Genomic DNA, 12,684 nt, shown 5'->3' with positions numbered 1-12,684 from the left:
CATAGGAGCACCCCGTCGGGTAACTTCTATGCCTCTAAGCTTAGTATTTTTAGTCTGTGGGCGTGTCGGGCGCCACGATGGTCCCGACTACCGTTTCGATGGAGGACACCAGCGGACTATCCGGATTGATCCCGGTGTCCGCAAATTTGGTCTCCCACCACCCGACGCGAATCTGTTGAATGGTGTGGACCACCGTGTGCCCCTGCGCGGTCAGATTCAGGAGTTTGGTCTTGCCCGTCCCGTTTTCCTTACTGAGGTAACCCAGCTTTTCCATCTTATTGATCTCTCGCGTGGCCAACGCCTTATCGATGACCAACAGCCGAGCCACGTGATTTTGCGTAATGGCCGGGTAGTCGCCCACCGAAAGCAAGATACAGGCCGCCGTGGGGTTCAGCCCCAAATCATCGAACTGCCGCTTGGTATCCTTATAGTACTGCCGGTGCAGGATGGAAATGTCCTGCGCCAAATACCCAATATTTTTCATCAAGTTTCCCCCTTTCGAGGCTTACGTGTTGACAAATCAACACAAACGTTTTATCTTTAAACCATAACATGAATTGACTATTTAATACAAGGAGACGACGCTTACCATGAAAAAGAACGGTGCCGAAGCTTTAATGCAATCGATGATCAACCAGGGAATCAAATACGTCTTTGGACTCCCCGGGGCCAAGGTCGACCAACTCTTCGACCTGCTGGAATACAGCCAGGATCCCCGGACCCCTAAACTCATTATCACCCATCACGAACAGAATGCGGCCTTTATTGCTTCCGGCATCGGTCGCTTGACCGGTAAGCCCGGCGTGGTCGCCACCACCTCGGGGCCCGGCGTTTCAAACTTAGCCACGGGCTTGATTACGGCCACCTCCGAAGGCGACCCCGTAATCGCCCTGGGCGGTCAGGTGCCCCGTAACGACGTGGCGCGGTTGACTCACCAAAGCATCCCCAGTAAGGAACTCTTAGCCGCCGCCACCAAGGACAGCGTCGAAGTCCAGGACGCCAATAATTTATCCGAAACCTTCGCTAACGCCTACCAGACGGCAATTGCCCCCAAGGCCGGTGCCACGTTTATTTCGTTACCCAAGGACGTCCTCGATGATACGGTCGATACGCCCGAGATCAAACCCGTGACTCCCGTGCAACAGGGGAGCGCCGACGCCGCGTTGATCGGTCAGATGGCCGCCAAGCTCAAGGCCGCGAAGTTACCGGTCATCTTAGCCGGCATGCGGTCCTCCAGTACGGCCGTTACCGCCGCAATTCACGCGCTGCTGCACCGCTTCTCGATTCCCGTGGTCGAAACCTTCCAGGGGGCCGGCGTAATCTCTCGCGACCTCGAAAAGGACTATTTCGGGCGGGTCGGGTTGTTCCGGAACCAAATTGGGGACGCCATCTTAAAGGAAAGCGACCTGGTCATCGCCGTGGGTTACGATCCCGTGGAATACGAAGGTCGGCTGTGGAACGTCGACCGGACCGGGGAAATCATCAACTTGGACAGCATCGCCCCCGAAATTTCGAACGACTACCAACCCGACCTGGTGATCCAGGCCGACATCGCCAAAACCTTAACGGCGCTTAGTCAAAGTTTACCAGAAATGGCGCTGAGCGCTGACATGGTTGCTCACCTGCACCAGATGCAGGCCCACTTCGTCTCCCAAGACGCCGTACCGGCCACCACGGACGGCCACGGCGTGCATCCGTTGGCCATCGTCCGGGCCTTACAGGACCAGGTCAACGACGACACCACGGTCACGGTTGACGTCGGCAGCCACTACATCTGGATGGCCCGGCACTTCCGCAGTTACAAGCCACGGCACCTCCTGTTCAGTAACGGGATGCAAACGCTGGGGGTCGCCCTTCCCTGGGCCATTGCGGCCGCACTCGAACGGCCCGACCAACACGTCGTTTCCGTGGCCGGCGACGGGGGCTTTCTCTTCTCCAGTCAGGAACTGGAAACGGCCGTGCGGCTACACCTCAACATCGTGCAATTGATCTGGAACGACGGGCACTACAACATGGTTCAATTCCAAGAACAAGCCAAGTACGGGCGTGATTCCGGGGTCAACATCGGCAACGTCGACTTCGCCAAGTACGCCGAAAGCTTCGGGGCCACCGGGTTACACGCCGAAACACCGGAACAGGTCACGGCGGCGCTCAAGCAGGCATTTGCCACGGACGGGCCGACCGTGATTGACATCCCCGTGGACTACCGTGATAACATTAAGTTTGCATCGACGTTACTGAAAGATGTTTTGAATTAATTGGAAGAAGGCTAATCTGATGTCTGACACAACTACCCTTTATCAACACGGCACCCTCGCGCTTTTGGTGCCCGGCCTGCTCGACGGGACCCTGACCATGCAGGAACTCCTGGCGCACGGCGATACCGGCATTGGGACCGGTGAAGGCCTCGACGGCGAACTCATCATCCTCAACGGGACACCGTATCAAATCGACAGTCAGGGCCACGTCAACCTGGTCTCGGCCGACTTTACCCTCCCCTTTGCCAACAGCCACTTTGCCGACTACGGCGCTTTGATGACAGTCGAAAACGCCACGCGCGCCGACCTACAGCAACAAATCATGGCCGAAACGCACAGCGCCAACACCTTTTTCTCGCTCAAGATCACGGGAACCTTCACGCAGATGCGGACCCGGGCCGTCCAAAAGTCCGGTCGACCGTACCAGTCCCTGGCCAAAACGGCCGAAAAACAGAGCGTCTTTTCCCGTGACACCGTGACCGGGACCCTCCTGAGTTACTACTCGCCGCAGCTCTTCGACGGCGCCGCGGTCGGGGGCTTCCACAGTCACTTTCTGTCGCAGGACCACGACTTTGGCGGGCACATCTTAGACTTTGCCACGGTCGACGGTGAGGTCAGCTGGCAGCAGTTTGACAGTCTCGAGCAACACCTGCCAACTCAAAATCAAGCCTACATGACCCACGATTTCGCCCAGGACGATATCTTAGGGGCCATTCATCAGGCCGAAAATTAATCACTTAAAATCAGGGTCGCGCTGGTGCGGCCCTGATTTTTTCTTGTCTTTTTAGTCTAATTAGACTATGATGATTTAGTCCAATTAGACTAAAGGAGTTTTTATTTATGAAATCAATCTTAATGGTCGGCCAATCGAACATGGCCGGCCGCGGCTTTTTGACCGCCGTCCCCCCTATTTTAAACGACCACCTGCGCATGTTGCGTAACGGGCGGTGGCAACAGCTCGCCGAACCGGTCAACGTCGACCGCGAAGTCGCCGGCGTGGGGCTCGCCCCCGCCTTTGCGCAAGCCTGGTCCGCCGACCACCCCACCGAAACGCTGGGATTGATTCCCTGTGCCGAGGGTGGCAGCGCGCTCGCCGAGTGGGCGCCAGACGCCCCACTGATGCGCCACGCCATTAGCGAAGCCCACTTTGCGCAAGAAACCAGCGAGATCATCGCGATTCTCTGGCATCAGGGCGAAAATGACAGCCTTGACCACCACTACCGGACGTACCAAACCCAACTCACCCACACCCTGACCCATCTGCGGACGGCGCTCAACTTGCCTGCCGTTCCCATTATTTTAGGCGGGCTTCCCGCCTTTCTGGGCCAGCACGGCTTCGGGTTAAGCGCAACGGAAGCGCCCCAGATTGATGCCCTGATTCGCCAAACCGCCGCTGAACTGCCCCAGGCCTACTTCGTAACGGCGGCCGATTTGACCGCTAACCCGGACGGCATCCACCTCAACGCCCCGTCGCAACGGCGCTTTGGGATCCGTTACTATCAGGCCTTCCACCAACGAGCTGACGTCTTAGCACCACTGGCCGACGAAGCCCAGCGCGTGGCGGCGTTGACCACTCACCCGTTGACGGCCGCCGAGACCCTGTACCTGCAGAGTAAACGCTTTGCGCTGGGCCAAACCACCTTTGACGAGTTCATGGCCGCCGTGCAAGCCAGTCGCAGCGGGGAGGCCGACGCATGATTCCCTTCCTGATTCTGGGCTTGTTAAAAGAAGAAGCCGGCTCCTACGGCTACGAACTACTGACCTACATGCGCGAACGGCACTTCGACTACGTCATCCACTACACCAAGGGCTCGTTTTATTACAACCTCCAGCAGCTGGAGGCCAAGGCCCTCTTGGAACAACTGCCCGCCGCCACGCCGGGAACTAAGGAGACGCGTTACCAGTTGACCGCCGCCGGGGAGACGGAATTTCGCCGGCTCTTTCAAAAGTACGGTCGGGTCAACGACACCACCGCCATGGCCTTCTACGCGGTCCTACTCTTCGCCGACCAGGCGCCCGACCTGATGCCCGCGTTACTGGATTTTCAGATCGCCGCGACCAAAAAGAAGATTCGGCTGACGGAGGAATCGCTGCAAACCACGCCCGACCTGCCCAATAACTATTCCCGAATTCTGGCCAACACGGTCGAACACCACCGGGTCAACCTGCAGTGGTTCCAGCAATTACAGCAAACCTACCGGTAGGTCGCAATGCTCTTTTGACCCGTTTTCACGCCAAACGCGTAAACTAAAACGTGGGAGGTCTTTACCATGGAAACGTTAAAATTACTGCACGCACGCCAAGCGGTCCGCCAATACACGGGGCAACTGACCGACGAGCAATTACAGACGATCCTAGCGGCGGGCAACGCCGCCCCGGTCGGCATGGGCAACTATGCTGATTATCGCCTCATCGCCATTCAGGACCCGCAGATTCTGCAACAAATGTCTCAGATCTATGCGGCGCCCACGGTCATCGTGGTGGCCGCTCGCCAGCCAGACACCATGACCTTGCTATCGGCCGGGATCATCGCCCACAATCTGGAACTGGCCGCCGAAGATTTAGGCTTAGGGGCCAATTACAACCTGGCCGGTCTGGCCAGCATCCCGCACAAGGTGTTGCCGGCCGGATTTACGGCCGTCTTTAGCCTGACCCTGGGACAAACCACGCAGCCCTTTACGCCCCGCCAAATTCCGGCCGACCGGATCAAGACTAAACTTATCAAATAACCTGTTTAGCCTCAAAAATAGCCGACTGCTCACCCGAGCAATCGGCTATTTGGGTTTCTCCTGGCCCTGTAGCGACCGGCGCTTGGGACTGACCCAGGTGCCCGAGCCAAAGCCCAGGATGGTTTTTAGGGCCGGAATGAAGGTCATCACCACGGTAATGGGGTTGACCATCCAATAAAATAACATGTACAGTGGCGCAAAGATCAGGTACTTCAGCTTGGCGCCGTGGTGGTCTAAAATCAGCGCCGCCAACAGCTGCATGAATCCGGCAAACAGTTCAAAGGTCACGAAGATAAACGACACCACGAAGCCGTGAAACAGCCGCTCGTCGTTGCCGGTCAGCGCAAAATAGGCCATCAGCAATAAAAACGCGACGCCGGTGATCACGAAGAAAAACGACCAGATGATCGATAACGTCGAATCCACGAACATCGACAGCTGGTAGCGGTGGGCAATCGGGTGGCGTAGGAACTTCTTGATGTTGGTCAGCCAGACCTCCGTGCCCCCCTGCGCCCAGCGTTTGCGCTGGTGATACAGGTCGCGTAAGGTCTCGGGGACGTTCATGTGAAAGACCACGTTGGGCGCAAACCGCGGGACCGCGCCAATCATTTGGTGGTCCCAGGCGATACTGATGTCCTCGGTGGCCCGGTTTTGCCGAAAGCCCCCCACGTCGATCAGAAATTGCTTGCGGTACAGCGTGTTGGCCCCGCTATAGGCGTACATCGAGTCGTTGACCGAGGTCTGGCTTCGCTTGATAACCCCCACGATGCTGGAGAATTCCACGGTCTGGGATTTCCCCAGTAACGTCGTGCGGTTCTGGACGTCCATGTTGGCCGTGACCGCCGAGGTGTTCATGTCGCGCGCGTGGGTGAAGAAATTCATGTACTTCATCAGCGCGTCGGGTTCCGGAATCGTGTCGGCGTCGTTACTTAAGATGTACTCCCCCTTGGCGAAGTACATCCCGATATTAAAGGCGTGGGCTTTGCCCTTGTTCTTGACGATTTCGACGGTTCGTAGCCGCGGGTAGCGGTCCTGCAGGCGAGCGATGATTTCGGCGGTGTGATCGGTCGACCCGTCGTTCATCACCAGGACCTCGAAGTTTTGATAATTTAATTTTTCAAACAGGTAGGTGATGGTCTCTTCGATCATGACCTCTTCGTTGTGCGCCGGGATCATGATGGTGATCATTGGCTGGCGGTTGGCCGGGATATTCTGCCAGTCGGTGTCGCGCTTGTTGGTCTTTAAGAACCGGTACGACAGGGAGCCGGCGAACCAGAAAAACGACCCGACCACCGGGTACAAACACAGGATCAGTAAGCAGATATTCGCCAGGGTCTCCACCCAGGTGGCCTTAAAGAGACTATCAATAAACAAATTTCCCATAGCGTTACTCCTTGTCTAAGTCGTTTAAGTCCCGCTGAGCATACAGGTCGTGAATCTGGTCGGTGTCCAGGTTCTGGTCGGGTTGGACGTGGTAGGTCCGCACGTTTTCGCGAAACTCGGCCGGCCCAAAGCGTTCATCCATGAAGTCGTCCAGGACGTTCTTGCGCTTGCGTTGGTTGATGGGATTAAAGGTCGGCCATTGTTCGACCAAGCGATCGCGTTTGCGGTTCTGGATGATGGTCATGCTGACGGCGAAGATGCTGGCCATCACGAAGGAAAACAGGAGTAAGACCCCGATGAATTTGATTTCAAAGATGCCCTCTCGGTACGACCAGATGTGCCAAATGCGTGGGTCGTAGGCGCCCCAAAAAGCGGTGATGGTCACGCCACAGGGAATGATGACGGCTAGCCACCCCAGTAGCGCCACGAACGTCTGCCAGATTTTACGGCCCCAGTGGCCCTTGGCGAAATAGTCGTCGGTATACAGTTGTTGTCGCTGACGTTCCGTTTGCTCGGTATCAGTTTTGGGTGGCATGGGTTGGGCCATCGGCGGTCACCTCCTTGGTGTGCGCGGCTTGCGGGTCGACGGGGCGGCCAAAGCGGTACCCCTGTCGCAAGCGGATGTTTAGTTGCTCGGCCAGATGTTCGTCGGCCTGGTCTTCGATTCCCATTAAAACTAGGTTGATGTGGCGGCGTTGGGAGAGCTGATTCCAGAATTGAAGATTCAAATCCAACCAGACGTTGGGGTCGGTCTTGCGAAAGACCCGCATGGAGCATTTCAACGTGTCCACCTCGTCTAATAACCACTCAATGTTGCGGAGGTTGTCTAAATCGGCCCCAACGTTGTCGATATCGAAATGCATCCCGTACTGACGGGCTTCATGAACGCGCCGCAAAAATAACGGCTTTTGGTAGGCCTGGGTGGGTTTGCGCGCGGTGTATTCCACCGCCAGGTTCATGGGTTCGATCTTCGATAACGCCCAGCGGACGAAGTAGCGGAACTCGGGACTCACGATTTGTTCGTATTCGAGGTTGATGGATAAGGTAATGGGTTCGTTGGGTAACGACTTGAACGTGTCTTCCAGTAGAAAAATTACCCGCTGTAACGGGAGCGAGCCTAACTCTTTAGGGAGCCGCCAACTGCCATCGGCTTGGCGTTGCCGCAAGAGGCATTCGTAACCGGTCACCCGGCCCCGGTAATCGACCTGTTTTTGGATGAAGTAGCGCAAATCAAAATCCTGATTTTCCAGATAATTGTTCGACTGCCGGCGCGAATACCAGAAATAAAAGGTGACCAATCCGGTAAATAGGAGCGCAGAAACGATGGAAATCCAGAACAACCAATGAATCAACTGGTCCAAGCTCATGTGGGAGCCCCCTTTCCGCCCAACCGTGGGCGCATTTTGCGGTTATGCAATAAATTAACCCGGTCTCTTAATTATCGGATAATTGATTAAGCATTAATAATTATAGTGATTAACGATTCATTTGGGAAGGAATTTGTGAATTGATCGTGGTCGGGATCTTCGATTAGTCACGATTTGTCTTGGATGGTTCGTCGGTTCCCATCGTTGATTCATGAGTGGCTGCCGTTTGGGTGGATTGTGCTATTATTTAAAGTAGATAAGTTTATAAAAAATGGTGGTTGTGGAATTTATGCATGCCGGCGTAACAGGATTTATTTAAGGTGTTCCCTACAGGTGTGGGGGTGATTCTAATGCTCACATTTTTCCACACATGATGCGCCAGTGTTCCCCACAAGCGTAGGGGTGCTTCTATTATTTTGTTTGTCCAGAGTCTCGACTACTGTGCCTCCCCGCACATCGGGACAGCTCTATCATCACAACATACGACAAAAAACGTTAGACGGAAATAATCGCCTAACGTTTTTATCGTTATCATAATCTAAGCTTTCGCGCTGTCGCCTAAAAAGTAAAACCGTGTGAGTTCCAACGCACTGTGTTCCATGACGAGCTCCCCGTGTTCGGCCAACACGTCGGACGCCATTTGGGACCGGTCGGCGTACTCGTACGCGACCGCCAAATCATCCTTGATGGCTTCGCGTGACGTTTCGTTGGTAAAGAAGATGAGTTCTAAGTAATAGTCGCCGTTGTACCGGTACAGGTTCGACGCGGCACTATCTAAATGCAGAACTCTGGCCAGGCTCACCATATCTTCAAAGGAATGTAGTTTCACGACCTGCGACACCGTTGGTTGATCGTCGTCGTTCAGGTAATCCGCAACATCGTTGGTTTCACTAGCCGCCGGTATCTTCAGACTGGAGAAGATATCCTTTTGACCGTCTTTTTCAAGTAAATGTTCTTTTAACTGGTCCGAGACTTGATCGGGGTGCTCTGCATCGACGCTGGCATCCCCTTGTTCGTCGTTGTTCTCGGCGTCTTGGTCGACGTTCTTACTGATAAATAATTCCAGACCGTTCCGATTAGGCAACACTTGGAAAGTGACCGCATCGTTGTCTTGGAATTGATGATCAACATCGACTTCTTCCAAAATACTATAGAAGAAACTCTCGATCTGCTTGTGATTACCCAGGAGATCCAGGACGGTAATCCCACGTTCGCTTAAATCGTCGTTGCCGATGACCACGCGAATCGTATTTTCGTTGATCCGTTCCATTTCCATGAATAACACCCCTTTCTCATGGGTTGGGTATTGTCCTTGATACTCATTCTAAACGTTTTTAATGGCTTGTAAAGTAATGCTCACTAAAAAACTGGACTGCAAGTAGTATTCTCTCACAAATCCAGTTAGATGCAACTAATTCAGCTTATTTTTAACCTTCAGCCCGTTTGCGCGCCCGGTGCCGGGCCAATTCACGAATCTGGCGGGGCAAGAAACGCCGAATCTCTTCGTCGTTATACCCCACTTGTAAGCGCCGGTCATCGCGAATGATAGGCCGCCGGAGGAGCGTTGGGTGCTTTAAAATCAGGTCGTAGAGCGTCTGTAAGGGTAAATCGTCCAACGTGCCGTCCAGGTCCTGATAGGCCTTCGAACGCGTCGAGATGATTTCCGCGGTCCCCTCTTCGGTTAGCCGTAAAATGGCTTTAATATCGGCAATCGTCAAGGGGGCCGTCAGCATATTCTGTTCGCGGTACGCGATACCGTGGTCCTCGAGCCAGTGGCGCGCCTTGCGGCAAGAAGAACAGCTGGGGGTCGTATAGAGTATCACAGTCATGGTGGTAGCCTCCCTTATATAACTAATATTTTATAAAAACCATTATATCACGGTTAAGGCTAAAAAGTAACCCGTTGTGTCAAATTTAATCGTGGTGACCACTAAATTCGGTACGTGGCCCCCGCCTGAACCACCGCCGTGGGAATCGCCTCTCCCGCCGCAGTCTGGGCTTCGGCCTGTAATTGGGCCAACGATCCCGTTTGCGGTAAATGCGTCAGCAACAAGCGTTTGACCGCCGCGTCGTGGGCGAGTTGGCCGGCTTGCGTCGAGGTCAGATGCCAGGCCGTTCCCTGATGATCCGCGTAGAAATTAGTGTCGGCCAGTAGTACGTCGGCTCCCTGGGCCCAAGTGGCTAGTGCCGGGAAGGCCGCCGTATCGGCCGTAAAGGCCAGGCGTTTGCCGGTCGCCGTTTCCGTGATGATGGGCGCGTAGGCCGGAACCGGATGGTGCGTAGCGCCAAACGTCACGGTCAGTGGGCCCAGAGTCAAGCGCTGTTGGGGGTCGTAGGCCACTCCCTGCGTGGCGTCAGGCCAGGTCAAGCCTGCGAAGTGGTCCGCATCGGCCGTATGCCCGTAAATGGGCAGAACGGGTTCTTTTTTGGCTCCGGGCGCGAGTTGCCACAGGTATTGTAAGACGCCCACGTCCGCCGTGTGGTCGTGATGGTAGTGCGTCAATAGCACGGCATCTAATTGGAGCGGATCTAAATAACGCTGAAGCGCCGTCAACGCCCCACTCCCGCAATCGAGCAATAAGTGATACGCCCCACTCGTGATCAGATAACTACTGGTCCCGATGCCGTTATACGGGTACCCCCCGTAACAACCTAAAACCGTTAAATCCATAACAATCACCCTTTCGTAAAATGCTTCTTCTTCAGTTTAGCGCGGGACTTTGAAGGTGTAAACGTTTCGAATCCGTTGGTCGGGGGGAGTATAATGGAGGTGACAACGAGGAGGGATTCGTTATGGTACAAAATATTGCGTTAACGTTTGGGAGTAAAGCCATTTTGACCCAATTTATGACCGCTAATTCCGACCGAGAACTGGTCTTATTAGGCAGTTCGACCGGCGATGATGAAGGCCTGCAACTGTTAGACGTCTCCGGCCAACCGAGCCTCTTCACCACTAATCTCGATTACCGCGTAAAATTACATCAAGGCGCCACCGATTGGCGCGGTTTCTTTAGCTTCAGCTATTTCAAATTCGACCCGGACACCGCCGACGTCTTTGACGCAAAGATTAACCGGCTAGCGGCTAATCCGTTGCCCGAGGGAATGCGGGCCCTCTACGTGTTGACCAAGACCGCCGACAGTGGGAGCTACATTCTGTTGACCATCTGGGACGACGGTCAGGCCTTCTCCCTGTGGCGGCACTCCGCCGCGTTTGCCCCACTCGATATCTACGCGACCAGCGCCAACCACTACCACGCGGCCGGATATCACCGGTTAGCGGCTAAAACTACGCACTGATTCCATGTCGAACGGGTCCCGGAAATTTTCCGGGACTTTTTTCTTTTCGCCTCACAGCGCGTTACAATGGACCTACAACTTTTATGAAAGGTGGCGATGGCGTGTCGTTTTCAACCGCCAACGCAGCAACAACTAAAATTTCACCAGATTTACCCTTAACGGCGTCACAGGCCCGCTTAGTGCAGCGGCTCATTGACTTTACCACGACCCACCTCACGACCCCACAACCCGCGATTTTTACGCTTTACGGCGACGCGGGAACCGGTAAAAGTGTGGTCTTGGCCCACCTGTTTGCCCAACTACAAACGTTGGCGCGCACGGACCCCCACTCACCGTTGGCGGGCACGACCAACTACTTTTTGGTCAATCACCCGGAGCTTTTAAAGGTCTACCGCGAAATTGCCGGGCACCAGGCCCACCTCTTTAAAAAGGACTTTCAGCGGCCCACCACGTTGATCAATCAGATTACCCAGGGAAAGACCACCGCCGACGTGTTGGTAATCGATGAGGCCCACCTCCTGCTCTCTCAGGCGGACCATTACAATAACTTTTACGGGACCAACCAACTAGCGTCCCTGCTAACAACGGCCAAGGTGGTCATTCTAGTCTTCGACGAGACCCAGGTGTTGCGCTTCAAGAGTTTCTGGACGGAAGACCGCTTGGAGTCCCTCCTCGCACCTTACCCGCACCAAAGCTACCGGTTGACCCATCAGTTCCGGATGCAGGCCAGTGACGACCTCGTGCGGTGGATCAACGCCTTCACGCACCGGAACTTGCGGCCCTTGCCCGCGACTGGCGGTCCCCACTACGACTTACGCGTCTTCGACGATGCCGAGGCCATGCGGCAGACCATCGTCGCCCGGGACCGCGCCGTGGGGCTATCGCGCATCGTCTCTACGTCGGGCTACCCGTCCACTCTGGATGGCGGTAAACACTATATTACGGAAGGCCGATTTCATCTCCCCTGGGACCAGTACAACTATACGGCCACGCCTTGGGCGGAACTGCCCCAGACCATTGATGAGGTCGGTTCCATTTACACCTGTCAGGGGTTTGATTTGAACTACGTCGGGGTGATTTTAGGACCGCCCATCCGTCTGACGGACCAAGGACTAACGGTCGACCTCACAAAATATACCGACGTGGAGACCTTTAAACGTCGTGACGACTTAGACCCTCATCAACTGACCGCCATCAAACAGCAATTGGTTCTCAACTCGATCAACGTTTTAATGAAACGTGGCGTTCACGGATTATACCTGTACGCCCACGACCTGAAGTTACGTGATTTTCTGCGTCAACACTGAGACGTCAAAAGGCCACCTGACGGTTGTCAGGTGGCCTTTCATATCTACTATTGTCCTGCTATGGTGATTAGGCCCATTACCTCCGCGAACGGTATCACTTCACAAAAATATTAGACCAAAAAAGCCTTCCACTCACGGGAAGGCTTTACCGGACGGTCCGTACGAGACTCGAACTCGTGATCTCCTCCGTGACAGGGAGGCGTCCTAACCAACTAGACCAACGAACCAATTGCGGGAGCTGGATTTGAACCAACGACCTTCGGGTTATGAGCCCGACGAGCTACCAGACTGCTCCATCCCGCGATAATAGAATATAAAATTAAGTTTGCAGACAAGTCTCTGC

General features: G+C 54.7%; 14 protein-coding genes and 2 tRNA genes. 7 read left to right on the top strand and 9 right to left on the bottom strand.

From position 1 onward, the window contains the following. Positions 1-49: 49 nt before the first annotated feature. Positions 50-484: a MarR family winged helix-turn-helix transcriptional regulator gene (locus FD38_RS11845; protein ID WP_057734450.1), complete on the bottom strand. Its 435-nt coding sequence runs from the start codon at positions 482-484 to the stop codon at positions 50-52. Positions 485-590: 106 nt separating this feature from the next. Between FD38_RS11845 and alsS the strand changes: the two genes are divergently transcribed. From alsS to FD38_RS11820, 5 genes are all read left to right on the top strand, one after another. Continuing rightward, positions 591-2,258 carry an acetolactate synthase AlsS gene (gene alsS / locus FD38_RS11840; protein WP_057734448.1) on the top strand — a complete coding sequence of 556 codons (1,668 nt, stop codon included), beginning with the start codon at positions 591-593 and terminating at the stop codon, positions 2,256-2,258. A 19-nt stretch (positions 2,259-2,277) separates the two neighbouring features. Then, positions 2,278-2,991 (top strand): acetolactate decarboxylase, encoded by a 714-nt coding sequence (budA, locus tag FD38_RS11835; protein ID WP_057734446.1) that lies wholly within the window; start codon positions 2,278-2,280, stop codon positions 2,989-2,991. A 107-nt stretch (positions 2,992-3,098) separates the two neighbouring features. After that, a complete protein-coding gene (locus tag FD38_RS11830) occupies positions 3,099-3,956 on the top strand; it encodes a sialate O-acetylesterase (protein ID WP_057734445.1) in 858 nt (285 codons plus the stop codon). Then, a complete protein-coding gene (locus FD38_RS11825; protein ID WP_057734443.1) occupies positions 3,953-4,462 on the top strand; it encodes a helix-turn-helix transcriptional regulator in 510 nt (169 codons plus the stop codon). Before FD38_RS11830 ends, FD38_RS11825 begins: the two co-directional genes overlap by 4 nt. 66 nt (positions 4,463-4,528) lie before the next feature. Beyond that, complete coding sequence (locus FD38_RS11820; RefSeq protein ID WP_057734440.1) at positions 4,529-4,987, top strand: nitroreductase family protein; 459 nt, start codon at positions 4,529-4,531, stop codon at positions 4,985-4,987. Between the two features lie 45 nt (positions 4,988-5,032). Here the strand turns inward: FD38_RS11820 and FD38_RS11815 are convergent, their stop codons facing one another. The 6 genes from FD38_RS11815 to FD38_RS11790 form a co-directional block, all read right to left on the bottom strand. Then, the gene (locus FD38_RS11815) at positions 5,033-6,370 is read right to left on the bottom strand and encodes a glycosyltransferase family 2 protein (protein WP_057734438.1); all 1,338 of its coding nucleotides are present in this window, start codon (positions 6,368-6,370) and stop codon (positions 5,033-5,035) included. A gap of 4 nt (positions 6,371-6,374) precedes the next feature. Then, positions 6,375-6,917: a hypothetical protein gene (locus FD38_RS11810; RefSeq protein ID WP_371862781.1), complete on the bottom strand. Its 543-nt coding sequence runs from the start codon at positions 6,915-6,917 to the stop codon at positions 6,375-6,377. After that, positions 6,889-7,737: an EAL domain-containing protein gene (locus tag FD38_RS11805; RefSeq protein ID WP_057734437.1), complete on the bottom strand. Its 849-nt coding sequence runs from the start codon at positions 7,735-7,737 to the stop codon at positions 6,889-6,891. The genes FD38_RS11810 and FD38_RS11805 overlap by 29 nt, the downstream gene beginning before the upstream one ends. A gap of 538 nt (positions 7,738-8,275) precedes the next feature. Further along, positions 8,276-9,013 (bottom strand): adaptor protein MecA, encoded by a 738-nt coding sequence (locus tag FD38_RS11800; protein WP_057734434.1) that lies wholly within the window; start codon positions 9,011-9,013, stop codon positions 8,276-8,278. Between the two features lie 151 nt (positions 9,014-9,164). Beyond that, positions 9,165-9,566 carry a transcriptional regulator SpxA gene (spxA, locus tag FD38_RS11795; protein ID WP_057734432.1) on the bottom strand — a complete coding sequence of 134 codons (402 nt, stop codon included), beginning with the start codon at positions 9,564-9,566 and terminating at the stop codon, positions 9,165-9,167. Between the two features lie 101 nt (positions 9,567-9,667). Next, entirely contained in the window at positions 9,668-10,408 is a 741-nt protein-coding gene (locus FD38_RS11790) for an MBL fold metallo-hydrolase (RefSeq protein ID WP_057734430.1), read from the bottom strand. Positions 10,409-10,530: 122 nt separating this feature from the next. On the opposite strand from FD38_RS11790, the gene FD38_RS11785 reads away from it, so the two are divergent. Both FD38_RS11785 and FD38_RS11780 read left to right on the top strand, forming a co-directional pair. Further along, positions 10,531-11,034, top strand: coding sequence for an antibiotic biosynthesis monooxygenase (locus tag FD38_RS11785; RefSeq protein WP_057734428.1), 504 nt, complete (start codon positions 10,531-10,533; stop codon positions 11,032-11,034). 83 nt (positions 11,035-11,117) lie between these two features. Then, positions 11,118-12,341 (top strand): DUF2075 domain-containing protein, encoded by a 1,224-nt coding sequence (locus FD38_RS11780; RefSeq protein WP_057734426.1) that lies wholly within the window; start codon positions 11,118-11,120, stop codon positions 12,339-12,341. A 153-nt stretch (positions 12,342-12,494) separates the two neighbouring features. On the opposite strand, the gene FD38_RS11775 is transcribed toward FD38_RS11780, so the two are convergent. Continuing rightward, positions 12,495-12,568 (bottom strand) — tRNA-Asp (locus FD38_RS11775). A 2-nt stretch (positions 12,569-12,570) separates the two neighbouring features. Continuing rightward, positions 12,571-12,644 (bottom strand) — tRNA-Met (locus FD38_RS11770). Between the last annotated feature and the right edge of the window lie 40 nt (positions 12,645-12,684).

Origin of the sequence: Levilactobacillus zymae DSM 19395, assembly GCF_001434115.1 — a bacterium.
GTDB lineage: Bacteria > Bacillota > Bacilli > Lactobacillales > Lactobacillaceae > Levilactobacillus > Levilactobacillus zymae.
The sequence above is the reverse complement of the archived record's forward strand: the minus strand, read 5'-3'. Positions and strand labels throughout refer to the sequence as shown.

Bases quoted from the DNA above. Each gene is read 5' to 3' on its own strand.
- FD38_RS11815 (WP_057734438.1), bottom strand. From the start codon at position 6,370: ATGGGAAATTTGTTTATTGATAGTCTCTTTAAGGCCACCTGGGTGGAG.
- FD38_RS11800 (WP_057734434.1), bottom strand. From the start codon at position 9,013: ATGGAAATGGAACGGATCAACGAAAATACGATTCGCGTGGTCATCGGC.
- spxA (WP_057734432.1), bottom strand. From the start codon at position 9,566: ATGACTGTGATACTCTATACGACCCCCAGCTGTTCTTCTTGCCGCAAG.
- FD38_RS11805 (WP_057734437.1), bottom strand. From the start codon at position 7,737: ATGAGCTTGGACCAGTTGATTCATTGGTTGTTCTGGATTTCCATCGTT.
- alsS (WP_057734448.1), top strand. From the start codon at position 591: ATGAAAAAGAACGGTGCCGAAGCTTTAATGCAATCGATGATCAACCAG.
- FD38_RS11830 (WP_057734445.1), top strand. From the start codon at position 3,099: ATGAAATCAATCTTAATGGTCGGCCAATCGAACATGGCCGGCCGCGGC.
- FD38_RS11810 (WP_371862781.1), bottom strand. From the start codon at position 6,917: ATGGCCCAACCCATGCCACCCAAAACTGATACCGAGCAAACGGAACGT.
- FD38_RS11820 (WP_057734440.1), top strand. From the start codon at position 4,529: ATGGAAACGTTAAAATTACTGCACGCACGCCAAGCGGTCCGCCAATAC.
- FD38_RS11825 (WP_057734443.1), top strand. From the start codon at position 3,953: ATGATTCCCTTCCTGATTCTGGGCTTGTTAAAAGAAGAAGCCGGCTCC.
- budA (WP_057734446.1), top strand. From the start codon at position 2,278: ATGTCTGACACAACTACCCTTTATCAACACGGCACCCTCGCGCTTTTG.
- FD38_RS11785 (WP_057734428.1), top strand. From the start codon at position 10,531: ATGGTACAAAATATTGCGTTAACGTTTGGGAGTAAAGCCATTTTGACC.
- FD38_RS11845 (WP_057734450.1), bottom strand. From the start codon at position 484: ATGAAAAATATTGGGTATTTGGCGCAGGACATTTCCATCCTGCACCGG.
- FD38_RS11790 (WP_057734430.1), bottom strand. From the start codon at position 10,408: ATGGATTTAACGGTTTTAGGTTGTTACGGGGGGTACCCGTATAACGGC.
- FD38_RS11780 (WP_057734426.1), top strand. From the start codon at position 11,118: ATGAAAGGTGGCGATGGCGTGTCGTTTTCAACCGCCAACGCAGCAACA.